Origin of the sequence: Paraburkholderia sp. J10-1 (genome assembly GCF_905220165.1) — a bacterium.
In the GTDB taxonomy this organism is placed as follows: domain Bacteria; phylum Pseudomonadota; class Gammaproteobacteria; order Burkholderiales; family Burkholderiaceae; genus Paraburkholderia.
In genome coordinates this window covers 460,841-485,591 of record NZ_CAJMYW010000005.1, presented here as the reverse complement: position 1 = coordinate 485,591, position 24,751 = coordinate 460,841, and the positions used below count along the sequence as shown (strand labels likewise).

Below are 24,751 nucleotides of genomic sequence, written 5' to 3'. Positions count from 1 at the left end.
CTCCTAGCCTTTCACCGCGCCCGAGGCGATGCCGCGGACGAACCAGCGCCCGGAAATGAAATAGATTGCGAGCGGCACGGCCGACGTGAGAATCGTCGCGGCCATGTTGACGTTGTAGATACGCTCGCCGGTCGTCGTGTTGATGATGTTGTTCAGTTGAACCGTCATCGGCAGATTCTTCGTGCCCGCGAACACGAGGCCGAGAATGTAGTCGTTCCAGATGCCGGTGACCTGCATGATGATCGCCACGACGATAATGGGCACCGACATGGGCAGCATGAGCTGCAGGAAAATGCGCCAGAACCCGCCGCCGTCGATGCGCGCGGCCTTGAACAGTTCCTGCGGCAAGGACGCATAGTAGTTGCGGAACAGGAGGGTCATGACCGGCATGCCGAAGATCGTGTGAATCAGCACGATGCCCGGCAGCGAGCTGAAAAGATGCACGAAGGCCAGCACGCGCACGAGCGGGTACACCATCACCTGCACGGGAATGAAGGCGCCCGCGAGCAGAATGCCGAACAGCACGCCCGCGCCGCGGGGCCGCCAGAACGACAGCGCATAGCCGTTCACCGCTCCCACGGCGATCGAGAGCACAGTGCTCGGCACGACGATGCGCACCGAATTCCAGAAACCCACCTGAATGCCGTCGCAGTCGAGGCCCGTACAGGCGGAGGACCACGCATCACGCCACGGCGCGAGCGTAAATTGCGCCGGCAGTGCGAGCAGATGACCAAGACGGATCTCACTCATCGGCTTCACCGAGGTCACGACCATCACGTACAGCGGCAGCAGGAAAAAGAGCGCCGCCGTTAGCAGAAACACGTAGACGCCGAGCCGCGCGGGCGTGAAATGCTTGCGGGGCTTGCGCCTCGATTGCGCCGCACGCGCTTGGGTGGGCGCGGGACGCAGCGAGTCGGCCACAGGCGTGCTCATGCGCGGTCTCCTTTGAGCGCTGCGCGGCTGCGCGCGTAGAAGAACGGCGCAAGAATCGCGAGCACGGTGGCAAGCAGCACGATCGATGCTGCCGAAGCCAGCCCGATGTTCGCGCGGTTGAACAGGTAATCCATGATGAATTTCGCGGGCACTTCGCTCGCGGTGCCGGGGCCGCCCTGGGTCATCGCGACCACGGCGTCGTAGAGCTTCACCACCATCACGAAGAGCAACACGAACGCGGTGGAGAGCGAAGTTTTGAGCATTGGCACGACAATGCTCGCGTACACGCGCCAGCGCGGAATGCCGTCGAGGCGCGCGGCCTTCCAGATCTCCTCGTCGATGCCGCGCAGCCCCGCGAGCAGGAGCGCCATCACGAGGCCCGACGCTTGCCACACCGTGGCGATCACGAGCGTGTAGATCGCAAAGCGCTGCGTGACGATCCAGTCGAAGCGCGCATGCTCGAAGCCCATCTGCCGCAATACGGCCTGCACGCCGAGTTCCGGATTGAGGATCCACTGCCATACCAGACCCGTTGCGACGAACGACATCGCGTAGGGGTAAAGAAACACCGTGCGTAGCGCACCTTCCGCGACGACGCGCTGGTCGATGAAGATCGCGAGCAGAAGCCCGATCACGAGGCACGCCACGATAAAGCACGCGCCATAGATCACGAGATTCTGCAGCGACAGGATCCAGCGGTCGTTCTGGAAGAGCCGCACATACTGCGTCACGCCCGCGAACGTGTTGGTCGGCAGCGAGCGCGAGAAGCTGAGCGAGACGCGCGCTGTGAACAACATGGTGCCCAGATACGCGAACAGGACCGTCGCCGCCATGGGCGCGAGCGCGATCCAGGCGGCGAGCGAGAGCCGCCGTCGCACGGGGCGCACGCTACGCGCTTGCCCCGCTTGACGTTTGGCCGGATGCAGCTTGGCGGCGTACATGATGGCGCTCAGCTCTTGATTGCGGACGCGAAAGCCTTCTGCGCGTCTTCGGCCGACTGGTTCTTGTTCCAGAAGTTCGTGATGACGTCCTGGAGCGCGCCCTGGACATCAGGCGGAATCAGCATTTCCGGATTCGGCAGTTGCCGCGACTTGTCCTTCATGATCGCCATGCCCTCCTTCGCGCAGATGTCGAAGCCCGAGGTGTCCACGTCCGGGCGGATCGGGATCGAGCCCTTGCGCTGGTTGAACGCTGCCTGCGGTCCCGGCGACGTCATGACCGTCGCCAGCAGTTGCTGTGCCTTGACCTGCTCGGCGTTGTCGGTCTTCGGGAACACGAACACGTCGCCCGCGATCATGTACGGCGAATTCTTGAAACCGGGAAAGCATCCGAAGTCCTTGCCCGCCACCTGGTTCGCCGCCGAGAACTCGCCCTTGGCCCAGTCGCCCATGATCTGCATGCCCGCCTTGCCGGAAATGACGAGCGCCGTGGCGTCGTTCCAGTTGCGGCCCGGCGAGCCGGGGTCGACATAATTATGCAACCGCTTGAAGGTCGTGAGCACGTTGCGGAACGCAGGCGAATTCACGGCGTTCGCGTCGCGGTCGCGGTAGACCTTCATGTAGAGATCGCGGTCCATGTCGGCGAAGATCGCGTCGAAGGTGATCTTCTCCTGCCACGCCTGGCCGCCCAGTGCGAGCGGAATCAGGCCTGCCGCCTTGAGCTTGTCGAGATCGGCGAAAAGCTCGTCGAAATTCTGCGGTTCACCCTTGATGCCGGCCTTCGCGAAAGCGGGCTTCGAATAGAAGAACCAGTCCTGCATGTGGATGTTCACGGGCGTTGCGTAGTAATGCCCGTTGATGCGGATCGCATTGACGATCGACTCGGGGAAAGTTCCGCCCCAGTTCTCCTTCGTCGCGACCGCATCGACATTGTTCAGGAGTCCCTGGTCGATGAGATCGTGAAACTGCTTGGACGTGTTGAACTGCGCGGCGGTGGGCGGATCGCCGCCCACGATGCGGTTGATTGCCGTTGCACGCGCCTGATCCGCACCGGCGATCGCATTGTCCACCCACTTGCCACCCGCCTGATCGTAGGCAAGCGCGAACTGCTTGATCGCGGCCGACTCGCCGCCCGAAGTCCACCAGTGAATCACGTTGGCTTTGAGCGGCTCCGCGGCGTTGGCCGCGAGCGCGCCGGCCAGCGCGAGAGCGGCCACGATGCCGCGCAGAACGGGTGCGTTATGCTTCATTGCGTCTCCTGTCGATCCGGAGCGGGCGCGCCGCGCTTGAACCGGTCCCGCGCAGGGCTCCGGTTGCTCCGGGTTGGTCTGCAAAAGCTTATGGTTGGAAGTTTCGCGGCCACGGCGCGTCTTGCGGCATGCCCGAGCGTCGCATGCCATGCCGTGGTTGTCACACTAGTTGTTGCCCTTGCCCGGGAACCCTGTCGAACACCCTGAAGCGTTTTCAAGCACCTTCGAGCGCGCGCCGCTGCGCGATGAAATGCGCGATGAGTTCCGCGCTGCGCTTGGGCGTGCGAACCTGCGTGTCGTAGTCGACATGCACGACGCCAAAGCGGCGCTCATAGCCGAACGCCCATTCGAAGTTGTCGAGCAGCGACCACACGAAATAGCCGCGCACGTCCACACCGGCCTTGATTGCGGCGTCCACGGCGGCCAGGTGGCGCTTGAGGAACGAGATGCGTTGCGTGTCGTTCACCTCGCCGTCGCTCACGCGGTCGTCCGACGCCATGCCGTTCTCGGTGATATAGATGGGCGGCAGGTTCTCATAGTTGCGCCCGAAACCGATCAGCAGGTCGCGCAGACCGTCGGGGTGAACCTCCCACCCCATTTGCGTGCGCTCGACGTCCTTCAGCGGCACTTCGACAAAGCCGTGCGCGCCGTCGCTCTTCACGTTGGTGCGGAAGTAATAGTTGATGCCGAGGAAATCGAGCGGCGCCGAGATCGTCTTCATGTCGCCTTCGAGCACGAGCGGCTCGGTGCCCCGCCACAACTCGAACAACTCTTCCGGGTACGCGCCCTTGAGCAGCGGATCGAGAATCCACGCGTTGTGCTGCACTTCGAAGCGGCGCGCGGCGCGCACGTCTTCCGGCGACGAGGAGTCGGGCGTGCCGCGCCCCACGTTCGCGACGATCCCCTTGGTCGAGCCCGGGTCGTTCGCGCGCAGCACGTTGGTGGCAAGTCCATGGCCGAGCAGCAGGTGATGCATGGCCTGCGTGGCGTAGCGGCCGTTCGCGAGGCCCGGCGCGTGGTGGCCGTTGCCGTAGCCGAGGTACGCCGAGCACCACGGCTCGTTGAGCGTCATCCAGGCGTCGACGAGGCCGGAGAGTTCGCGGCTCATGAGGTCCGCGTAGTCGGCGAAGCGGTACGCCGTGTCACGGTTGAGCCAGCCACCGCGATCTTCCAGGTGCTGCGGCAGGTCCCAGTGGTAGAGCGTGGCGAAGGTGCGCACGCCCTTCTCCTTCAGGCGCTCCAGCAAACGCTTGTAGAACGCGATGCCTTTGGCATTGGGCCGTCCCGCCTCGTCCATCACGCGCGGCCATGCGATCGAAAAGCGATACGCCTCGAAGTTCAGGCTTTCGAGCAGGTCGAGGTCGGCTTCCCAGCGGTGATAGTGGTCGCAGGCCACGGCGCCCGTGTCGCCCGCGAGCACTTTGCCGGGCGTTGCGCTGAACGTGTCCCAGATCGACGGCAGGCGGCCGTCCTCGTGGATCGCGCCTTCGATCTGATACGAAGCCGTGGCCGCGCCCAAAAGGAAGTCGCTGCGCCACAGTGCGGAGCTGGCGGGCGGAGTGAACGGATCGTCGGCGACTGCGGCGTCGGCATGCGGCAATGCGGTGTCCTGATTCACGAAATCTCCTGCGCGGGAATCACCGGCGTATGCATTCTGGGCAGCCGGATCGGGTTGGAGTGGAAGCGCTTCCACAGCGCTTGAGGCGCACAATAACAGTGGCCAAATCCAACGGACAATCGGGGTTTTTCTGTACCTTTTTATGTAGCTGCTTCACATGTTTTTCGCACTACAGCGCTTTTCGGCTTGTAGCATGGCTACACGAGCGCTACGCATCCGAGCGCGACTCCAGATCGGGCCGCACCGCTGCCAGTGCCTCGTGCAGCGTCGGGAAGATATTCGCACGCCCGACCACAGGCGTGATGCCGTGCCGGTCCATATCCGAAAGCAAATAGCGGTTCACGCGCCCGAAAATCACCTTCACGCCGCGCTCTCCGAGCTCCGCGCAAAGGTCGATTACGGCACGCCCCGCGGAATAGTCGAGATCGGTAATCGCACCCGCATCCACGACCACGCAATGCACCGGTGTCGGCGCCCGATCGATCAGCGCGCGCAGTTCGTCGACGAACAGGTGGTCGTTCGCATAGAACAGGTCCGCACCGAAGCGATAGACGATCAACCCAGGCGCCGTAAGCTGACCGGCTTGCGCGGGTTCGGGCAGCCAGTGCCCCTCTTCGTTTGGCACGAGCACCATGGTGTGCGGCCGGTAGCTATGGCGCACGTGGCGCAGCAATGAAAGGCCGATCGCGATGAGGATGCCGTTCTCCACGCCGATCACGACAACGCCAAGCGCCGTGATCACCGCAAGCCGGAATTCGCCGGGGCTTTCGCGGCGGATATCGATCAGCTGGCGAATGTTCACAAGCCCCACGGCAATCGTGAAGACGATCGCAGCCAGCACGCAGTGCGGCAGGTACTGCAGCAGGCGGCTGAAGAACAGCAGCACGACGAGCACGACGCCTGCAAACACGAGCTGCGCGAACTGGCTGCGCGCGCCCGCCTGATCGGCCATGGCGGTCTGCGTGAGGCTGCCGTTCACGACGAAAGCGCCGCTGAACGAAGCCGCCGCATTGGCCGCCGCGAGGCCGAGGAGATTGGCGTCCTCGTCGGTGCGCTCGCCGTAGCGTTCGGCAAACGCGCGGCTCGTGGCGGCGCTCTGCGCAACGATGATGACGAAGCACGACGCGGCCACCTGCAGCAGGTCGATCATCTGGAACCAGCCCACGGCGGGAAAGCTGATGTGCGGCAAGCCACCCTGCACCGGGCCGATCACGGAAATGCCATGGCCCGCGAAGTTCAGTACGGCGCTCGCCGCGATGCTTCCCACCACCGCGACGAGCGGCACGGGCCAGCGCGGGCGCAGCTTCTTGAAAACCAGGATCGCGGCCACGACGGCCACGGCGATGGCGAGCGTCGCCCAGTGAATCGTGCCCAATTGCGTCACGATCTGCTTGATCTGCAGGACCGTGCGGCGCGAATTGACAGTAATGCCAAGCATGTCGCCGAGCATGGCCACACCGACCTGCACGCCCACACCCGTGAGAAAGCCGGCGAGCACGGTGCGGGACAAAAAGTCCGCGAGAAAGCCGAGACGGAACACACGTGCGATCAACAACAGCACGGCCGTGAGCAAGGCGGTCATGCCCGCGAGTGCGACGTATTCATCGCTCGAAGGCGCCGCCATGGTCGTGAGACGGCTCGCGAAAATGGTGGCCGTGGCGGAGTCGGCGGCGACGACGAGGTGACGCGACGCGCCAAAGAGCGCGAATGCAACGAGCGGTAAAAAGCCCGTGTACAAACCGGTGACGGCAGGCATGCCCGCGATGCGCGCGTAGCCAAGCAGTTGCGGCACGTTCATCGAGGCGAGCTGCACACCGGCAAGCGCGTCGCGCAATGCCGACGCGCGAGAAAGCGGCCGTACGCCGCGAAACAGTTCAAACGCCATACGCCATCCTTTCGAAATCCGCCTCTACGTGCGGTGTTTTTTTGCTGCGGGTTCACTGGCGCAGTATGTTAGCGCGCGTGGACGTTCCGGGACGTGTTCGATTGCAACGTCGTTGCACGCGCATCAATGAAAGAGGCCAGCCCGCAGGCTGGCCTCATGACTTATACGCTCAATCGCGTAACGCAGCGAGATGGCTATACCCGAATCGGCGGCGGCATATAGCGGCATTCATAGCGTTTTCGGACCGTGCCGTTTTCGTCCACGCTTTCGAGGAACACGTCGAACTGCCAGAGGCGCGCCATGTGGCGCAGCACTTCGTCGGTGTCGCCCGAAAGATGGCGGTTATCGCTCATGAAGTGACGCAGCGTGAGGCTGCGATCGCCGCGCGTGTTGACCGACCACACCTGGATATTCGGCTCGCGGTGATGCATGTCGTACTGACGCGAAAGCGCCTGGCGCACGTACTGATAGCCACTGTCGTCGTGGATGGCCGAGACTTCGAGCGCGTCGCGCATGTCGTCGTCGAGCACCGAGAAGAGCCGCATTTCACGGATCAGATGCGGCGACAGATACTGCGCCACGAAACTCTCGTCCTTGAAGTTGCGCATGGCATAGTGCAGCGCCTTGAGCCACGGACTGCCGGCCAGCTCCGGAAACCACTTGCGGTCCTCCTCCGTGGGGTTCTCGCAGATGCGGCGAATGTCGCTCATCATCGAAAATCCGAGCGCATATGGGTTGATGCCGCTGTAATACGGCTTCGTCACGGGCGGCTGATAGATCACGTTGCTGTGCGAATGGAGGAACTCCATCATGAAGCCGTCTTCGAGCTTACCCTGCGTATAGAGCGTGTTGAGCAGCGTGTAATGCCAGAACGTGGCCCAGCCTTCGTTCATGACCTGGGTTTGCCGCTGCGGGTAGAAGTACTGCCCGATCTTGCGCACGATGCGGATGACTTCCCGCTCCCACGGCTCGAGCAGCGGCGCGTTCTTTTCGGCGAAGTACAGCAGGTTTTCCTGCGGCTCCGGCGGAAAGCGTTCGTCGAATTCCTCGGCAACGGGCATTTGCTGCTTGGGCAACGTGCGCCACAGCTCATTGACCTGGGACTGCAGATAAGCCTCGCGTTCCCGGCGCAGTGCTGCCTCGCGTTCGAGAGAAAGCTTCTGCGGCCGTTTATAGCGATCCACGCCGTAGTTCATCAGCGCGTGGCACGAGTCGAGCAACTCTTCCACGCGGTCCAGACCAAAACGCTCCTCGCATTCGGCGATGTAATTCTTCGCGTAGACGAGGTAGTCGATGATGGCATGCGCATCTGTCCATAACCGGAACAGATAGTTGCCCTTGAAGAACGAGTTGTGCCCGTACGCGGCATGCGCGATCACGAGCGCCTGCATCGTCATGGTGTTCTCTTCCATGAGATACGCAATGCAGGGATTGGAGTTGATGACGATCTCGTACGCGAGACCCATCTGGCCGCGGCGATAACTCTTTTCGGTGGAGAGAAAGTGCTTGCCGAACGACCAGTGGCGATAGTTCACCGGCATGCCGACGGACGCATAGGCGTCCATCATCTGCTCGGCGCTGATCAATTCGAGCTGGATGGGATAGACGTCCAGTTCATATTGCTCTGCAACATGAGAGATATGTGTGTCGTACTCCTCGATAAGTTCGAAGGTCCAGTCGGAGGGGCACGGCAACGGCCGTTTGTCGGCTACGTTCATTTGCACTTCCCTTTGCTGGGCGAGCCCATGCTCCTTGTGGCGAGCAGCCCCGGCGGCAGTTCCGGGCGCTTCGGCGTCTTCGCGGTAATCGGGCTTGTGCTCGTCACCGTGTTCGCCATGATGCCCTTTTTCGTGGCCGCTCGTCTTCCGGCGCTCCGGCTGGTAGCCGCGCGCCTCATTGTGCAGGTGGCGTGTCGTCATGAGTGCTCCACCTGCTTTTCGAAAAGCTCCCGGAACACCGGGTAGATGTCCGCCGCGGTGTCGACTTTCTTCATCGCCAGATGCGGTTCGGTGAGTGCGAGCTGCGCGTATTCAAGCCAGAGGTTCTGCTCCTCGGGCGTCACCTGAATATACGCAAAATAGCGCACCTGAGGCAGTATGTCATCCGCAAGAATCTTGCGGCATTTGGGTGAATCGTCAGTCCAATTGTCGCCGTCCGAAGCCTGTGCGCCATAGATATTCCAGTCGCTGGGCGAATAACGGTCCTCGATCACTTTTTTCATCAGCTCCAGCGCGCTCGACACAACCGTGCCGCCGCTTTCGGTGGAATGAAAGAAGGTGTCCTCGTCCACTTCCTCGGCGCGCGTGTGGTGGCGAATGAAGACCACCTCGATCTTTTCGTAATTGCGCTTGAGGAACAGGTACAGGAGGATGAAGAAGCGCTTGGACAGGTCCTTGCGCTGCTCGTCCATCGAGCCTGACACGTCCATCAGGCAGAACATCACAGCCTGGCTCGACGGTTGCGGCTGCTTCACGCGATTCACGTAACGCAGATCGAACGGGTCGATGAACGGAATGCGCCAGATGCGCCCGCGCAGGTGATGAATCTGCTCTTCGAGCAACGCGATCTCTTCGCGCCGGTCGGCCGGGTCGGCCTTGAGCGCTTCGAGCTGTTCTTCGAGGTCGTGCAGTTCGTTGACGAGCGGCGCGCCGAGCGCAATGCGCCGGCCGAGTGCACTGCGTAGCGACCGGACGACGTCGATGTTGTTCGGCGTGCCCTCGGCGGCCCAGCCCGCGCGGATGCTCTTCCACGTAGGCACGGCCATGAGATGGGTTTTGACGAGGCGCGGCAGTTCGAGGTCGTCGAAGAAGTACTGCATGAATTCTTCGCGCGAGAGTTCGAACACGAAGTCGTCCTGACCTTCGCCCTCGTTGCTCGCCTGGCTGCCGCCACCGCCTCCGCCGCCCTGCGGGCGCGGAATGCGGTCGCCGCGAATGTAGTCCTCGTTGCCTGGGTGAACCATTTCACGCTTGCCGCCAGGGCCGTGCCGGAACGACGGCTCCGCAATGTCCTTGCGCGGAATGGTGATGCTCTGATTGCTCTGTATGTCCTTGATGCTGCGGTCACGCACCGCTTCCGAAACGGCGTGACGAATATAGTTCTTCACACGGCGCAAAAAGCGCTCGCGATTGGCAATACTCTTGTTCTTTCCGGCCAGCCTGCGGTCGATGATTTGATGAAGCACATCTAGTCTCCCGCTCCAGTTTCGAATGGGCGAGGTGCGCAGTGTTCATTGCCGCGTCTGCCATCGTGCGTGCCGCGTTCACCCGCTCATGGCCACGCCGCCTGCGCCCCGCCGGGAGTCCTTTTGCGCCGCCGCAAAACCGCGGCGGCGCGCTCGGACGGTAAAGCCTCTTCGATCACGACGACTTGCGCACCCGCAGATACCAGTCGCAGAGCAACCGGACCTGCTTCGGCGTATAGCCCTTCGCCACCATGCGGTTGACGAAATCCTCGTGCTTGCGCTGCTCTTCCGCCGATCCTTTCGCATTGAACGAGATGACCGGCAAAAGTTCTTCCGTGTTCGAGAACATTTTCTTTTCGATCACCACGCGCAGCTTCTCGTAGCTGATCCACGCCGGGTTCTTGCCGGCATTGGCCGCACGCGCACGCAGCACGAAGTTCACGATCTCGTTGCGGAAATCCTTCGGATTGCTGATACCCGCGGGCTTCTCGATCTTCTCGAGCTCGGCGTTCAACGCCGCACGGTCGAAGCTCTCGCCCGTGTCGTGGTCGCGGAACTCCTGATCCTGAATCCAGAAGTCGGCGTACGTGACATAGCGGTCGAAGATGTTCTGCCCGTACTCGGAATACGACTCGAGGTAAGCGGTCTGAATCTCCTTGCCGATGAACTCCGCGTAACGCGAGGCCAGCACGTCCTTCACGAACGACAGGTACTTCTGCTCGGTTTCCGGCGGGAACTGCTCGCGCTCGATCTGCTGTTCGAGCACGTACATGAGATGCACCGGATTCGCAGCCACTTCGGTTGAGTCGAAGTTGAACACGCGCGAGAGGATCTTGAACGCGAAGCGCGTGGAGACCCCGTTCATGCCTTCGTCGACACCCGCAAAATCGCGGTACTCCTGATACGACTTCGCTTTTGGATCGGTGTCCTTGAGGTTCTCGCCGTCGTACACCTGCATCTTCGAGAAGAGGCTGGAATTCTCCGGCTCCTGCAAGCGCGTGAGCACCGACATCTGCGCCATCATCTTCAGCGTGCCAGGCGCGCACACGGCCTCGGCCAGCGACGAATTGCGCAGCAGCTTCTCGTAGATCTTCATCTCTTCCGAGTAGCGCAGGCAGTACGGCACCTTCACCACGAAGATACGATCGAGCAGCGCCTCGTTGTTGCGGTTGTTGCGGAACGCCTTCCACTCCGACTCGTTCGAGTGCGCGAGGATGATGCCGTTGAACGGGATCGCGCCGAATCCTTCGGTGCCCTTGAAGTTGCCTTCCTGGGTGGCCGTGAGCAGCGGGTGCAGCACCTTGATCGGCGCCTTGAACATTTCGACGAATTCGAGCAAGCCCTGATTCGCGAGACACAGGCCGCCGGAGTAGCTGTACGCGTCTGCGTCATCCTGTGCATATTGCTCGAGCTTGCGAATGTCCACCTTGCCGACGAGTGACGAGATGTCCTGATTGTTCTCGTCGCCAGGCTCGGTCTTCGCGATGCCGATTTGCCGCAGGATGGAGGGGAAGCGGCGCACCACGCGGAACTTGCGGATGTCGCCGTTATATTCGTGCAGGCGCTTGACCGCCCATGGGCTCAGAATGCTCCTCAGGTAACGGCGTGGTATGCCGTATTGCTCTTCGAGTATTGGACCGTCTTCGTCGTAGTCGAAAAGCCCTAGCGGAGATTCGTTCACGGGCGAGCCCTTGATCGAATAGAACGGCACGCGCTCCATGAGCTGCTTCAGACGCTCGGCGATGGAGGACTTGCCCCCCCCAACCGGGCCGAGCAGATAGAGAATCTGCTTCTTCTCTTCGAGTCCTTGCGCCGCATGGCGGAAGTACGCGACGACCTGCTCGATCACGTCTTCCATGCCATAGAACTCGCGGAATGCGGGATACACCTTGATGACCTTGTTCGCAAAGATGCGCGACAGGCGCGGATCGTTGCGGGTGTCGATCTGTTCGGGTTCGCCGATTGCCGTCAGCATGCGTTCGCCAGCCGTGGCGTACGCATTGGGATCTTCCTTGCAGAGCGCGAGATACTCCTCGAGCGAGAACTCCTCCTCTCGCGTTTTTTCGAAGCGGGTCGCGAAGCTGCTGTAGATATCCATGCTACCTCCTCGCCGAGATCTGCGACCGATGTCGTGCGCGGCGCGCTATTCGGAAACGACATCGCTCAAATTCATCCTAAACCCTTTTGAAATTTTTCGCACCGTTAAATCGCGCCGGATGTGCCCTCGAAAGCTAAGCATTTTTGAGCGCTTGGAGGGCGCCAGACAACGACTTACAATGATCTTCCCCATTGGTGCAAATTTCAGACCGGGGTCACGCTCCATCTCACATGCTGTGCCCGCGTGTCGCCCAAATCTCTCGCGCTGAGCGGTCGCAGCAACCCGTCCTCTTACCTGACATTCGACCGGTTTTCGCCTTGTTTCCCGCCCGGTCCGGCGTTACGGCATACGCAGCGCCTCTTCATCAAACGCACCAGCGAAGCGCCGGTGCACAGCCACTCGTTACGATTTGTTCGCGTGCCCACATGGCGCGCTCGTATTGCGCGCTGCCGCGCCATTGTTGTGAGCACGCGTCAATGCGATTTTTTTCCCGTTTTACGCGTCGATTTCGCCAGCGTCGGTGACCTGCCGCGCATTCTTGCGCGTATGCGAGCCGGCGTTGACAAGCCCTGTTGACAGTAGTGGTTTTCCCCGCTGCGTTCGAACGACGCGCGCGCACAATGATGATGACGCGCGTGACAGGTTGCCAGGTTTACACCCATGAGGCGCGCAATGCGCACAAAAAAATAAAGCCGCCGCGCAATGCGCGCGGCGGCTGTTCATTAGAGCCAATATGACAGGTACGATTGTTACAGCGTGCGCACCCGCGCGACCTAGACAAATTCGACTTCGACTTCCCCTAACCCGTCGATGTGGCCGTGCAGAAGGCCGGGCTTGTCGATGCGGTGCGCTCCAACATAGGTACCGGTCGTAATCGTCCATTCGGGCTCGATCGTGATGCCCATCGCAGCGCAATGATTGACGAACCAGACGAGCAATTCGCGCGGATCGCCGGCAGGGTTGCCTGGCGCCTCCGGCACGAGCGAGGCGCCGTCGAACGTCAGTTCGAGCTCGGGAGCGACGAAATCGAGCGCGCGGGCCAGTGCGGCGTACGGCAGCGCGTGCCCGGTCACGAGTGCGCCATTGTTCTGCGCGTCGGCGAGCTGGGCGAGCGGCGCGACGTTGGGCCACTGCGCGAAGCGGCTATCGACGATCTCGATGGCCGGGAGAATCTGCCCCACACGCGCAAGCACTTCGTCGCGCGCATAGGCTTCGGCGCGCGGGACGATCGGTTCCGAAAAACGAAACGCGATCTCCAGTTCCACGAGCACGCGGAAGAAGTGGCGGCGCTCGAAGCGCGCCGGCGAGGCGTGCACGAGCGGCGCCGGGATCGGGGCGCCGGAAGCGGGGCCGCCCGGCGCGCGCGCGCCGACCTTCCAGCCGCCCGTGGTCGTTTCGAGCCCGGCGAGCACCGCCTGCTGGATCGCGTAGGCCGTGGCCGCGTCCGGCGGCACGCGCTCGGGTTCCAGGGTTTCGATCAGATGATGATGCCGGCGCGCATTCACGAGGCGTTGCGCGAGATCGTCATGCGTCATGTCGGGTTCCTTGTTTGTGCTGTCATGCGGCGCCGGCGGTCGATGCCGGCGCAATCCGTGCTGCGTGGCGCGATGCGCCCTCCCTTGCCCTGCGGCGCCACCCCGTGCGGTCCGCGCGTGAGCGTGTGCGCGGGCTGAGCCGTCCAGCGCGACGCCATGCCACTCGCGGGCACCGCTGGGCGCCGCAGTGTAGCGCGCCGACCGGGCCGCGCAGATGACACGGCTGACAATGTACCGTAACGGCGCGCGCATGGCGCATGGCGGAGCCGCACATCGGGGCCAAAGGCGAAAAAAAAGCCGCTGCGGCGCAGCGGCTGGCTCTCAGGCACAGGGACGGTCCGCCCCTGACAAAAATGGCTTCAGAAGGTCTCCCAATCGCCGTTCGCGCCCGCGCCCGCTGCCTGCGCGTTCACGGGTGCGCTCGCGGCGGCAGCCGGCCGCGCGGCCGGCTGGGCGGCGGCGGGGGCGCCACGCGGCGAGCGCTTTGGCGCGGCGGCAGACGCTGCGGCGGCCGGTGCCGGGCGCGCAACAGAACGGGCCGCAGAAGGTGACCGGGCAGCTGCCCGCGCCGTCTGCGCCGGGGCCGCGCCGAGCGCCGCTTCGTCGAGGCTGAACACCGCTACGGCTTCGCGCAGGCGTCCCGCCTGGTCCTCGAGCGACTGCGCCGCGGCCGCCGCCTCCTCGACGAGCGCCGCGTTCTGCTGGGTCACCTCGTCCATCTGCGTGACCGCGCGCGCGACCTGGTCGATGCCGCCCGACTGCTCCTGGGAAGCCGCCGCAATCTCGCCCATGATGTCGGTCACGCGCTGCACTGCGGCGATGATCTCGGTCATCGTGCGCCCTGCTTCGTCAACGAGCGCCGACCCCGCCTGCACGCGCTCGACCGAAGTGTCGATGAGCCCCTTGATCTCCTTGGCCGCCGCCGACGAGCGCTGTGCAAGGCTGCGCACTTCGCCCGCCACCACGGCGAAACCGCGGCCCTCCTCGCCCGCGCGCGCCGCTTCGACGGCCGCGTTGAGCGCCAGGATGTTGGTCTGGAACGCGATGCCTTCGATGATCGTGATGATGTCGGCGATCTTCGCGGAGCTGTCGTTGATGTCGCCCATCGTGCCGACCACCTGATTGACGACCGAACTGCCCTTGTTGGCGATTTCCGAGGCGTTGGCGGCGAGCGCGCTGGCCTGGCGGGCGTTGTCGGCGTTCTGTTTCACGGTGCCGGTGAGCTGTTCCATGCTCGAGGCCGTCTCCTGGAGCGCCGAGGCCTGCTCTTCGGTGCGCGACGACAGGTCGAGATTGCCCGCGGCAATCTCGCGCGTGGCCGTGGCGATCGATTCGGTGCCCGAGCGCACCGAGCGCACCGTTTCGGTGAGGCTGCGCTGCATCTGCGCGACGCCGCCGAGCAGTTCGCCCATTTCGTCGTTGCGGCGCACGACCACGGGCCGGCGCAGGTCGCCCGCGGCGATCGCATGGAAGGCGCCGAGCGCTTCGCCGAGCGGCTCGGCAATGGCGCGGCGCAGCGAGAAGAATGAATAAGCGGCAGCGCCGATGCCCACCAGCAGCGCGGCAATGCACGCAATGCGCAGTTGCGAGAACGCGGCCTGGGCGTCGTCGAAACCCAGTTGCGCCTGCGTCATCTGGAACTTGTCGAGCACGGCGTCGGCCTTCGAGAGCCCGTCGTAGGCTTCCTTGAGCGCTTTGGCGCCCGCCGTGACTTTCGCCTGGTCACCCGACTGGACCGTGGTCGAGAACTGGTCCGCAATCTGGTGCAGGGCTTCGCGCCGGGCGGCGACGTCCTGAGCGAGGCGCGCTTCCTCGCCGACGCGCGGCAAGGCCATGTACTTCTTCCAGTAGTCGTCCGACATGCCGCGCAGCATACGCGCCCGCTCGATCGTCGCGGCGGCGTCCGGCGTACCCAGTTCGAAGGCGGCCCGGTCGAGTGCGAGCCGCTCGCGCGCCGCATAGATCTCAGCCAGGTTGACCGCATGCGAACTGGGCATCTGGTCGGTGAAGGTCTCGCGATACGCGTCGTTCGAACGCGTGAGACCGAGCAATCCGACCGCGCTGATCACGACGATCAACGTCGCCAGAAAACCCATTGTGATGCCAATGCGCGCCTTGATACTGATGCCCTTGCCCATGACTCCCCCAATGCTTGTAGTGTGATCGGGCCCAGCGCCCGACATAGAGTTGCTCCTCTAACAAGCGTTTACGGCACGGGATTTCATGGTCTTGAAATCTGTATATCGTATGAAGTATTAGTGAAAACCATTCATGCGCAGCGCGAATAGCCGGCGCTAGGTCCGGCCAGGTCTGCCAGACGCGCAAACTCGCTCAGCCGGCGAGTTCGGCGAGCGTCGGAATGGAGGGTTGTGCGCCCGCGCGCGTGACGGAAACCGACGCCGCGCGCAATGCGAACGCAACGGCTTCGAGCGCAGCTTCGCCTGCGGCGAGGCGCGCGGCCAATGCACCGATGAAGGTGTCGCCGGCCGCCGTCGTATCGACGGCATCTACGCGCGGCGCGGGCAGATGAACTGGCGCCGCGCCTTCTAGCAGCGCGCATACGCCCTGCGCCCCGAGCGTCACCAGCACGTTGCGCGCGCCCGCCTCGTGCAGCGCCGACGCCGCGCGCGCGGCGGCTTCGGGGGTGCTCGCGGGCAAGCCGGTGAGTGCCGTGGCCTCCAGTTCGTTCGGCACGAGGTAGTCGATGAGCGCAAGCCACTGCGCGGGCAGCGGCCCCGTAGCGGGCGCTGGATTGAGGATGGTGATCTTGCCGAGCCGACGGGCGGTGGCGAGCGCGGCCGCCACGGCGTCCGGGGGCGTTTCGAGCTGGCAGACCACGACGTCGGCCTGCGCGAGCACGGCCTCGTGTCGCGCGATCGTCTCTGGCGTGACTTCGCCGTTGCTGCCCGCCACGATGACGATGGCGTTCTGGCTCGCGTCGTCGACCGTGATCAGCGCCACGCCGGTTGGCGCACCAGGCGACGTTTCGAGCGCGCCGCAGTCGATCCCCTCCGCCGCCAGGCCCGCGCGCAGGACTTCGCCGTTGCTGTCGGCGCCTACGCGCCCGACCATGGCCACCTGGGCGCCGAGGCGCGCCGCGGCCACCGCCTGATTGCCGCCCTTGCCGCCCGCGACCTGCGCAAACGCACTGCCCGCGAGCGTCTCGCCGGGAGCCGGCAGACGCGGCGCACGCGCGACGAGATCCATGTTCAGGCTGCCGACCACGGCCACGCGAGCGCGCGCGCCGGCCGGCTTTGCTGCGTCAGTCGTCACGATGCCTCCTTGATGGCGGCTTGCGCGCCTTGGGTGCGGCTGCCCTGCCTCAGGCCGCGAGCGGCGCGTATTCCTCTGCGCCGACCCAGGGCCCCGTCGATTCGCGGGCGAAGAGCGTGGGCGGCATCACGCGGCGGCGCGCCGTCGCGCCTTCCTCGCGCGTGCTCGCAATGCGCTCGATCAGCGTGAGCGCCGCCATGTCGCCGAGCGCGCGCGCCGGCTGTCCGACGGTCGAAAGCGCGGGCCACGTGAAGTTGCCAAGCTCGATATCGTCGAAGCCGATGATCGAACAGTCGCCCGGCACGCGCAACCCGCGCTCGGCGGCCGCGCGCAAGGCGCCGATGCCCATCATGTCGTTGCCGGCGAAGATCGCGGTCGGCCGCACGCTGTCGAACAGTTGTGCCGCCGCGCGGTAGCCGCCCGCACCGGAAAAGTCAGCTTCGACGATCGCACCGGGCGCGATCTCCACGCCGCGCTCCGACATGGCGCGCAAGAAGCCGTGCATGCGCATCGCGCTTACCGCAGTCGTGACCGGCCCGGTGATGCAGCCGATGCGCGAGTGCCCGAGTTCGAGCAGATGGCGCGTGGCGATCCAGGCGCCGCGCTCGTGGTCGATCTGCACGAGATCGGCGTCGAGCCCCTCGATGTTGCGGTCGATGACGACGATTGGCTCGCGGGTGTCGGCGAGCGTCGAAGCGAGCACGGCGTCGTCACCGGCCGAGGCGACGATGAGGCCGTCGATGCGCTTTTCCTGCAGCACGCGCAGATAGCTGCGCTGCTTGTCCGGGTCGTCGTCGGAGTTGCAGAAGAACACGCAGTAGCCCTTGCGCGCGCAGGCGTCCTCGACGCCGCGCGCTAGCTCGGCGAAGTATGGGTTCGTGCCGTTCGGCACGAGCAGCCCTACGGTCGCCGTGGCGCGCGCCTTGAGCGAGCGAGCCACCGCCGACGGCACGTAGTTCAGGTCGCGGATCGCGCGCTCGACCTTGGCCCGCACGTCCGCCGACACCGGACGCGAATTGTTCACCACATGCGACACCGTCGTGAAAGATACCCCCGCCACGGCGGCCACATCCTTGATCGTCGCCATCTTTATGTTGCTCCTGCTTTTTCGCTGCCTGTTGCTGCCGGCTCTCTGCGCGCCCGTTGTTGGTATGGTCTGGCGACGCTTGCCCGGTCATTCCCGACGGCCCGCGCTGCGTTGCGGACCGCGCCCTCGAAAAATTTGTTATGTCCTGCTGCTTCTACGACTTCGCCTGCTGCGGTACGTGTCGAGCACGACCGCCACCACGATCACCGCGCCGGTGATGATGCGCTTGGTGGGCTCGTTCGCGCCGATCTGCGCGAGCCCCGCGGCCAGCACCGAGATGATCAGCACGCCGAAGAACGTGCTGATGACCGAGCCGCGCCCGCCCATCAGACTCGTCCCGCCGATCACCACCGCCGCGATCACCTGCAGCTCCAGCCCGACACCCGCGTTCGGATCGGCGGCTTCGAGGCGCGAGATCTGAAAGAGCGCCGCGAGGCCCGAAAGCGCGCCCATCAACGCGAACACGATCACCTTGTACGGCCGCGGATCGACACCCGCGAGGCGCACCGCCTCCTCGTTGGTACCGATACCAATCAGATAGCGTCCGAACACCGTGCGCGTCAGCGTCAGCTGCGCGATCACCATCACCGCCACCGCGATCAGGAACGCCGGCGAAATGCCGAATGCGATCGGGTTCGAGAGAAAGTCGAACGCGTCGCCGATATACGCCGTGCGCGAATTCGTCATCTGATACGCCAGCCCGCGCGCCGCCTCGAGCACGCCGAGCGAGACGATGAACGACGGGATGCGCCAGCCCACCGTCACCGCGCCGGTGAGCGTGCCCGTAGCCGCCGCGGCAACCAGCCCGAGCAGCGCCGCCGGCAGCGCGCCCCAACCCCACTTGAGCGACGCCACGCTCACCACCGAAGCGCCGAGCGCGAGCACCGAGCCCACCGAAAGATCGATGCCCGCGATGATCAGCACGAAGGTCATGCCCACGGCCATCACCACGAGATCGGGAATCTGGTTCGCGATCGTGCTGAACGTATCGTACGTGAGGAAGTGCGAACTCAACAGCGAGAACAATACGACCATCGCGATCAGCGCGAGCGCGAGGCCCAGGTAGTTCGAAAAGCCAAAGCGCGTACCCGCGGGCTTGCCGCTCGCCTGCACCGCATGCGGCGCCGACTCAGGCGCGGCGGCCGGCGCGATTTTGGCCGAACGGGTTCCCCCGACGTTTTCGTCGCGCTGAGGCGACGGTTGCCCGCGCAACGGGTCGTTCGTCATGAAGCGCTCCCTCGTGGGTCGTCGTTTCGTTCCTGCAGCTTGCGCGTTCCTGCGTGTGGCGGCACATCACCCATGTCGGGCAGATCCGCCGCGTCGGCAACGAGCGCATCCTCGGCGCGCAGTCCCGCGAAGGCGGCGGCCAGCAACTTGTCCTGACTCCATTCATCGCGCCCGTAGATCGCCGTCATCTTCCCCGCCGACATCACGCCGATGCGGTCGCAGATCAGCATCAGCTCGCGCAGGTCGCTCGACACCACCACGAGCGCGCGGCCTTCGCGCGCGAGCGCGCCCATCAGCGCGTAGATGTCGAACTTCGCACCGACGTCGATCCCGCGCGTAGGCTCGTCGAACAGCACGACGCGCATCGACTGCGTGATGTCGCGCGCGAGCCAGCGGCCGATCACGACCTTCTGCTGGTTGCCGCCCGAAAGCTCGCCCACCGGCTGTGCGGGCCCGGACGTGCGGATGCGTAGCGCGTCGATCTGTGTGCGCGCGAGCGTGTTCTCGCGCGCCGCGTCCACGACGCCGTAGCGCGACACCGCGCCCACGTTGCCAAGCGTCACGTTCGCGGCGAGCGGCTGCGGCAACAGCAGCCCTTCGCCCTTGCGGTCCTCGGTGATGAGCGCGATGCCAAGCCGTACCGCGTCGGCGGGCGAAGCGATCTGCACCGGCGCGGGCGTCGCGCCCGGCGTGGGCGCCAGCGCCACCGTGCCGCGCTCCATGCGGTCAGCGCCGTAGATGAGCCGCATCAGCTCCGTCCTGCCAGCGCCGATCAACCCCGAAACGCCGAAAATCTCGCCTGCGCGCACCTCGAACGATACGTCGCGCACGGCCTTCGCACGCGTGAGCCCTTCAACCTTCAAAAGCGGCGCACCGATGCGCCGCTGCCCCAGATCGATGCGCTCGCCAAGCTCGCGGCCCACCATCAGCGCGACGATGCGCTCCGGCGTGAGGTTCGCCATGGCGTCCACGCGCACGAGCTTGCCGTCGCGCAGTACCGCGACGCGCTGTGCAATGCGCTCGAGTTCTTCGAGCCGGTGCGAGATGTAGACCAGCGCCACGCCGCGCGCCTTCAGCCGTGCGATCTGCTCGAACAGCAGCTCGACTTCGCGAGCCGTGAGCATGGCCGTGGGCTCGTCGAGGATCAGCACGCGCATGTCGCTGCGATGAGCACCATCGGCACCACTGGCACCATCGGCGCTGCCGATCAGGTTGCGCGCGATCTCCACGAGCTGCTGATGCCCGATGCCAAGCTCCCCCACCGGCGTGTCGGGATCGATCGCCTCGAGCCCGACCTGCGCCATCGCGGCCCGCGCATCGTCACGCAGCCGCTTGCGGTCGATCCAGCCGAACCGCAGCGGCCCCGACTGCGGCAGGCGGTCCAGAAAAAGATTCTCCGCGACGGTGAGCGTGGGCAGCAGGTTCAGCTCCTGCATGACCATGCGCACGCCGAGCGCCTCGGCTTCGCGGCGGCTCGCCGGGGCGTAGGGCCGGCCCATCAGCGTCATGCTGCCCGCACTCGGCGCCGTCAGTCCGCTCACGATCTTCGAGAGCGTGCTCTTGCCCGCGCCGTTTTCCCCCGTGAGCGCAAGCACTTCGCCGGCGTGCAGCGCGAGGCTGACGTCGGCGAGCACCGGCTGCTCGTAGGTCTTCCCGACGCCCGTGACCGAAAGCACGGCGGGCGCAGGTGACGCTACGTCGGGGACATTTGCATCCATCACGATCCTGTAGTCGCGAGCCGCGCCGCCGGGTTCAACCGGTAGGGAGCGCCGCCCGGATACTGCGGGTCCGCGCCGCCGTGGCGCTCCGGTAGAGCGTCATCGGACGGCGCGCCGGGCAGCGATTCGCGACCCGGCGGAAGACGGCCGCCCATGCGGCCATCCCGGTACAAATAACGGCCGCCCGGCGAGATTCTTGAGCGTTTATTGAGTTCGGTGAACAAATACCGCCGTGGCGGCGCACATCGGCGCCCTCGCCGGCCACGGCAGGCGTCGCGCAGCCTACTTCGTGACGAGCACCACGGGCGTTTCGACGATGCCCGACAGATCCGACTGCTTCTTGTGCTCCTTGAGCGCCTTCAAGGCGGTGTCGATGCCGAACACGGCCTGCTTGGCCGCGTACTGGTCGGCGGTGGCGAGCACGCGGCCGTCCTTGAGCATCGGCTTGATGGCGTCGATGTTGTCGTAGCCGACCACGTACACCTTGCCCTGCTTGCCCGCCGCGCGCACGGCCGACACGGCGCCGATGGCCATGTTGTCGTTGCCGCACAGCAGCGCCTTGATGTCGGGGTATTCGTTGAGCATGGCGGAAGCGACGGCGTTGCCCTTGTCGATCTCCCACTCGCCCGACTGCGTCGAGACGATCTTCGCGCCCACGGCGTCCATCGCGTCCTTGAAGCCCGCGGTGCGCTGCTGCGCGTTGGTCGTCGTGGAAACGCCTTCGACGATGCCCACCTGGTCGCCCGACTTCAGGCGCTTGGCGAGGTAGTCGCCCACGAGGCGCGCGCCCTTGCGGTTGTCCGGCCCGACGAACGGCACGTTCAGGTCCTTGGACTTGAGCACGTCGGCGTCGAGCTTGTTGTCGATGTTCACGACGATGATGCCCGCGTCCACGGCCTTCTTCACGACCGGCACGAGCGCCTTGGAGTCGGCGGGCGCGAGCACGATGGCATCGACCTTCGAGACGATCATCTGCTCGACGATCTGGATTTGCGCGGCGGTGTCGGTCTCGTTCTTGATGCCGTTGGTGATGAGATCGAACTCGGAGGCGTTGTGCTTCTGGTACTCCTTCGCGCCGGTCTCCATGGTGAGGAAGAACTCGTTGGCGAGCGACTTCATGACGAGCGCGACCTTCGGCTTGTGAGGCGCCTGCGCGCGCGCGGCGAGCGGCAAGGCGCCTGTCACGGCGGTGGTGGCGAGCGCGCTGGCGGCGAGGAGGATGCGGCGGCGAATGCGGGAGTTCATTTCAGGGAGTCTCCGGTTTGTCGGGCCCGGCTGGGCCCTGCTTTCTGGTTATGCGCAAACGTTTTCTGCCGGCCCATTCTCGGCGCAGGCGCTGAACGATGTCAACTCAGGTGCCACTCGGGTGCCAGACTGAGGCACCCGCCCCGGGTATCGATGCGGCAGCGCAGCAACCCGAAGCTCACCCGCCCGACATTAGAGCCAGTTAATGCGGCGAAACAGGAAAAACAGGAAGATGTCGAGCACGAGCATGGCGCCGAGACAGATCTGGTAGCCGAACCTGAAATGTAGCTCGGGAATATGCTCGAAGTTCATCCCATAGATACCCGCAATCATTGTCGGCACCGCGAACAGCGCGGCGAACGAGCCGAGCCGCTTCGTGACTTCGTTTTCCGCGAGCGAGATCATGCCGAGGTTCACCTGGATGGCCGTGACGATCATTTCGCGGCGCGCGTCGATCATGTTCGACACGCGCACGAGGTGGTCGTACACGTCGCGGTAATACGCTTGCATGCCCGCGCAGATTTGCGGGATGCGGCCGCCCACGAGCTTGCCGACGGCATCGACGAGCGGCGTGACGTGATGCGCGAGGATCACGAGGCGGCGCTTGAGCGAATAGAGATCTTCGATGATCGCCCGCGAGCCCGCGAGATCGTGCTTCTCGAAGATACGGTCCTCCAGTTCCTCGATTTCGGCAGCGAGCCTTTCGAGCACCGGCGCGTAGCGGTCGACCACGCTGTCCATGAGCGCGTAGAGCACGAAGCCCGAGCCTTCGCGCAGCAGGTCGGGCTCGCGCTCGCAGCGCGCGCGCACGTCGGTGAAGCCCTGCTGCGCGCGGTGGCGCACCGAGAGCACGAAATTGGGGCCGGCGAATACGTTCACCTGGCCGGTGATGACTTCGCCGTCGTCGTCGAGCTCGAGCGTGTGGAGCACGCAAAAGAGCGTGTTGCCGTATTCCTCGATCTTCGGCCGCTGGTTGCCGTTCATCACGTCTTCGATGGCGAGCGCATGGAGGCCGAACTCCTCCTTCATCGCCGCCATTTCGCCCGCGTCGGGGTCCTTGAGCGCGACCCACACGAAACACTCGGGCTTCGCCAGATAGTCGCTGATGGCCTCGACGGAGACGTCGGCCAGTTTTTTGCCGCCTTGATACGCGACGCAGTTGATTAGCATGTTTCTTTTCTTCCGCGCGGCGGGTCGCGCCCGCGCCGCTTCGAGTTGCACCGGTTGCCAAGTGTAAGGCGTTCCGTTGACCGGCGGCGTCTGGACGAGGTTCCCGAGCGGCTCGCCTGTGGCTAGCGCCCGTTTCGCGCGCCGAACTGCCGCGTGACAGCACTGCCCGTGCCCGCGGTGCGGCGGCGGTGGCGAACTGGCGGGAGGCGCCCGGCCTACTGCGCGACGCGGCGGATGCCGATGCGGTCATTCTTGTCGAATGTGACGCTCGCGCGGTTGGTGTAGCGCGGGTCCACGAGGAAGCGCAGCTCGATCACGGGATCGAACTGCGTCGTCACGGCAATGCGGTGCACGCCCGGTTTCAGGTAGAACGTGACGTGCTCGCCGTCCATCAGGTCGGTGACGCGCTCGCCGTCGATGTAGACGGGCGCATCGCGGAATTTGACGATGACGTTGCGGGTGCGCTCGCGGCGCACGTCCACGGCCACGAGGCCCTCGCCGGGCTCGGTGTAGCCCGGCTTCAGAATGCGCTCGGCCGGCACGGGCTTGAATGGCACAGGCGGCGCCGGCTCCTCGGCGCAGCCGCCGAGCGCGAACACGGTTACTAACGCGGTTACCAACGCGCCGGTGGCGGCGATGCTCGCAATCGACCTGCGCGGCGGTATCAGCGGCATAGGCGCTTTCCCCTTGTTTTACGAGGCGAGGCTTCTGGTTCGCGCTCATCATATACGTACGGGCGCCAGATCGATCATCGATGTTATATGCTTCGGGGAATGCGCGGCAGCGCTCGCAACCTGCACAAAGAGGAGGCAGCGGCCATGTGGTACTTCTCGTGGATCCTCGGCATTGGCGTTGCGCTCGGCTTTGGCATCATCAACGTGATGTGGCTCGACGCCAACGGTAGATTCCTGAACGGGCACGGCTCCGAACAGGACGGCCCGGAAAAGACCCCGCCGGCAGACGCCGGCACTACACGCGGCGAGGCACGCCGCCCGTGACAAGACTGGTGTTCTTCTGTGGCCACGCCGGCGCCGGCAAAACATCGCTCGCCAAACGGCTGTTCGCCCCGCTCGCTCGCGAGACTGGTGAACCCTTCTGCCTGCTGGACAAAGACACGCTCTACGGCGGCTATAGCGCCGCCGCGATGGGTGCGCTCACGCACGACCCGAACGATCGCGACAGCCCGCTCTTCCTGCAGCATTTTCGCGAACCCGAGTACCGGGGGCTCATCGACACCGCCCGCGAAAACCTCGAGCTTGGCGTAAATGCGCTCCTGGTCGGCCCGCTGTCGCGCGAAGTGCGCGAGCGCAAGCTGTTCGACCGCGCGTGGCTTGGCGTCGGTCCGGATGTGGGGCTCACCGTGGTGTGGGTGCATACGAGCGAGGAAACGGCGCACGCGCGCATCGTCGCGCGCGCCCATCCCATCGATGCCTACAAGCTCGCTCATTGGGACGAATACCGGCAGCGGCGTTTCATGCCGTCGGGCGAGCAACTCGACGGCCTTCTCCTCTTCGACAACACCGCGCCCGCCGCGGCCGACTACGACGCGCTGCTCCAGCGCATCGTGTCGGCAACGGCATCGACCTGAAA

19 protein-coding genes are annotated in these 24,751 nt (G+C 64.7%); 2 read left to right on the top strand and 17 right to left on the bottom strand.

The window, feature by feature from the left end:
- Positions 1-3: 3 nt before the first annotated feature.
- The 17 genes from U5A65_RS19560 to U5A65_RS19480 form a co-directional block, all read right to left on the bottom strand.
- A complete protein-coding gene (locus U5A65_RS19560) occupies positions 4-933 on the bottom strand; it encodes a carbohydrate ABC transporter permease (protein ID WP_321908604.1) in 930 nt (309 codons plus the stop codon).
- Positions 930-1,874, bottom strand: a complete 945-nt coding sequence (locus U5A65_RS19555; protein ID WP_321908605.1) for a sugar ABC transporter permease — start codon at positions 1,872-1,874, stop codon at positions 930-932. The genes U5A65_RS19560 and U5A65_RS19555 overlap by 4 nt, the downstream gene beginning before the upstream one ends.
- Positions 1,875-1,882: 8 nt before the next feature.
- On the bottom strand, positions 1,883-3,121 hold the full coding sequence (locus U5A65_RS19550) for an ABC transporter substrate-binding protein (protein WP_321908606.1): 1,239 nt from the start codon (positions 3,119-3,121) through the stop codon (positions 1,883-1,885).
- 214 nt (positions 3,122-3,335) lie between these two features.
- The gene (locus U5A65_RS19545; protein ID WP_321947013.1) at positions 3,336-4,739 is read right to left on the bottom strand and encodes a GH1 family beta-glucosidase; all 1,404 of its coding nucleotides are present in this window, start codon (positions 4,737-4,739) and stop codon (positions 3,336-3,338) included.
- A gap of 208 nt (positions 4,740-4,947) precedes the next feature.
- The gene (locus U5A65_RS19540; RefSeq protein WP_321908610.1) at positions 4,948-6,624 is read right to left on the bottom strand and encodes a SulP family inorganic anion transporter; all 1,677 of its coding nucleotides are present in this window, start codon (positions 6,622-6,624) and stop codon (positions 4,948-4,950) included.
- A gap of 194 nt (positions 6,625-6,818) precedes the next feature.
- Positions 6,819-8,543, bottom strand: a complete 1,725-nt coding sequence (locus U5A65_RS19535) for a SpoVR family protein (RefSeq protein WP_321947011.1) — start codon at positions 8,541-8,543, stop codon at positions 6,819-6,821.
- On the bottom strand, positions 8,540-9,808 hold the full coding sequence (locus U5A65_RS19530) for a YeaH/YhbH family protein (RefSeq protein WP_321908613.1): 1,269 nt from the start codon (positions 9,806-9,808) through the stop codon (positions 8,540-8,542). The genes U5A65_RS19535 and U5A65_RS19530 overlap by 4 nt, the downstream gene beginning before the upstream one ends.
- Positions 9,809-9,983: 175 nt before the next feature.
- Positions 9,984-11,906 (bottom strand): PrkA family serine protein kinase, encoded by a 1,923-nt coding sequence (locus tag U5A65_RS19525; RefSeq protein WP_069265701.1) that lies wholly within the window; start codon positions 11,904-11,906, stop codon positions 9,984-9,986.
- Between the two features lie 773 nt (positions 11,907-12,679).
- Complete coding sequence (locus U5A65_RS19520; RefSeq protein ID WP_321908614.1) at positions 12,680-13,441, bottom strand: hydratase; 762 nt, start codon at positions 13,439-13,441, stop codon at positions 12,680-12,682.
- Positions 13,442-13,800: 359 nt separating this feature from the next.
- Positions 13,801-15,579, bottom strand: coding sequence for a methyl-accepting chemotaxis protein (locus U5A65_RS19515; RefSeq protein ID WP_321947010.1), 1,779 nt, complete (start codon positions 15,577-15,579; stop codon positions 13,801-13,803).
- 193 nt (positions 15,580-15,772) lie between these two features.
- The gene (rbsK, locus tag U5A65_RS19510) at positions 15,773-16,714 is read right to left on the bottom strand and encodes a ribokinase (protein ID WP_321947009.1); all 942 of its coding nucleotides are present in this window, start codon (positions 16,712-16,714) and stop codon (positions 15,773-15,775) included.
- Positions 16,715-16,763: 49 nt separating this feature from the next.
- On the bottom strand, positions 16,764-17,801 hold the full coding sequence (locus tag U5A65_RS19505; RefSeq protein ID WP_321908617.1) for a LacI family DNA-binding transcriptional regulator: 1,038 nt from the start codon (positions 17,799-17,801) through the stop codon (positions 16,764-16,766).
- A 138-nt stretch (positions 17,802-17,939) separates the two neighbouring features.
- The gene (locus U5A65_RS19500; RefSeq protein WP_321908618.1) at positions 17,940-19,028 is read right to left on the bottom strand and encodes an ABC transporter permease; all 1,089 of its coding nucleotides are present in this window, start codon (positions 19,026-19,028) and stop codon (positions 17,940-17,942) included.
- On the bottom strand, positions 19,025-20,746 hold the full coding sequence (locus tag U5A65_RS19495; protein ID WP_321934818.1) for a sugar ABC transporter ATP-binding protein: 1,722 nt from the start codon (positions 20,744-20,746) through the stop codon (positions 19,025-19,027). Before U5A65_RS19495 ends, U5A65_RS19500 begins: the two co-directional genes overlap by 4 nt.
- Before the next feature lie 282 nt (positions 20,747-21,028).
- Entirely contained in the window at positions 21,029-21,991 is a 963-nt protein-coding gene (locus U5A65_RS19490) for a sugar ABC transporter substrate-binding protein (protein WP_321908620.1), read from the bottom strand.
- Between the two features lie 192 nt (positions 21,992-22,183).
- Positions 22,184-23,161 carry a magnesium/cobalt transporter CorA gene (corA, locus tag U5A65_RS19485; protein ID WP_321947008.1) on the bottom strand — a complete coding sequence of 326 codons (978 nt, stop codon included), beginning with the start codon at positions 23,159-23,161 and terminating at the stop codon, positions 22,184-22,186.
- A 215-nt stretch (positions 23,162-23,376) separates the two neighbouring features.
- On the bottom strand, positions 23,377-23,835 hold the full coding sequence (locus U5A65_RS19480) for a hypothetical protein (protein ID WP_321947007.1): 459 nt from the start codon (positions 23,833-23,835) through the stop codon (positions 23,377-23,379).
- Positions 23,836-23,979: 144 nt separating this feature from the next.
- On the opposite strand from U5A65_RS19480, the gene cydX reads away from it, so the two are divergent.
- Positions 23,980-24,159, top strand: coding sequence for a cytochrome bd-I oxidase subunit CydX (gene cydX / locus U5A65_RS19475; protein ID WP_321934820.1), 180 nt, complete (start codon positions 23,980-23,982; stop codon positions 24,157-24,159).
- Positions 24,156-24,749, top strand: coding sequence for an ATP-binding protein (locus tag U5A65_RS19470; RefSeq protein WP_321908626.1), 594 nt, complete (start codon positions 24,156-24,158; stop codon positions 24,747-24,749). Before cydX ends, U5A65_RS19470 begins: the two co-directional genes overlap by 4 nt.
- Positions 24,750-24,751: the final 2 nt, after the last annotated feature.

What these genes read in the sequence shown, in the direction of transcription:
- U5A65_RS19500 (WP_321908618.1), bottom strand. Translation starts at nt 19,028, where the DNA reads ATGACGAACGACCCGTTGCGCGGGCAACCGTCGCCTCAGCGCGACGAA.
- U5A65_RS19550 (WP_321908606.1), bottom strand. Translation starts at nt 3,121, where the DNA reads ATGAAGCATAACGCACCCGTTCTGCGCGGCATCGTGGCCGCTCTCGCG.
- U5A65_RS19515 (WP_321947010.1), bottom strand. Translation starts at nt 15,579, where the DNA reads ATGGGCAAGGGCATCAGTATCAAGGCGCGCATTGGCATCACAATGGGT.
- U5A65_RS19480 (WP_321947007.1), bottom strand. Translation starts at nt 23,835, where the DNA reads ATGCCGCTGATACCGCCGCGCAGGTCGATTGCGAGCATCGCCGCCACC.
- U5A65_RS19520 (WP_321908614.1), bottom strand. Translation starts at nt 13,441, where the DNA reads ATGACGCATGACGATCTCGCGCAACGCCTCGTGAATGCGCGCCGGCAT.
- U5A65_RS19560 (WP_321908604.1), bottom strand. Translation starts at nt 933, where the DNA reads ATGAGCACGCCTGTGGCCGACTCGCTGCGTCCCGCGCCCACCCAAGCG.
- U5A65_RS19540 (WP_321908610.1), bottom strand. Translation starts at nt 6,624, where the DNA reads ATGGCGTTTGAACTGTTTCGCGGCGTACGGCCGCTTTCTCGCGCGTCG.
- U5A65_RS19495 (WP_321934818.1), bottom strand. Translation starts at nt 20,746, where the DNA reads ATGGATGCAAATGTCCCCGACGTAGCGTCACCTGCGCCCGCCGTGCTT.
- U5A65_RS19535 (WP_321947011.1), bottom strand. Translation starts at nt 8,543, where the DNA reads ATGACGACACGCCACCTGCACAATGAGGCGCGCGGCTACCAGCCGGAG.
- corA (WP_321947008.1), bottom strand. Translation starts at nt 23,161, where the DNA reads ATGCTAATCAACTGCGTCGCGTATCAAGGCGGCAAAAAACTGGCCGAC.
- U5A65_RS19555 (WP_321908605.1), bottom strand. Translation starts at nt 1,874, where the DNA reads ATGTACGCCGCCAAGCTGCATCCGGCCAAACGTCAAGCGGGGCAAGCG.
- U5A65_RS19525 (WP_069265701.1), bottom strand. Translation starts at nt 11,906, where the DNA reads ATGGATATCTACAGCAGCTTCGCGACCCGCTTCGAAAAAACGCGAGAG.
- U5A65_RS19490 (WP_321908620.1), bottom strand. Translation starts at nt 21,991, where the DNA reads ATGAACTCCCGCATTCGCCGCCGCATCCTCCTCGCCGCCAGCGCGCTC.
- cydX (WP_321934820.1), top strand. Translation starts at nt 23,980, where the DNA reads ATGTGGTACTTCTCGTGGATCCTCGGCATTGGCGTTGCGCTCGGCTTT.
- U5A65_RS19505 (WP_321908617.1), bottom strand. Translation starts at nt 17,801, where the DNA reads ATGGCGACGATCAAGGATGTGGCCGCCGTGGCGGGGGTATCTTTCACG.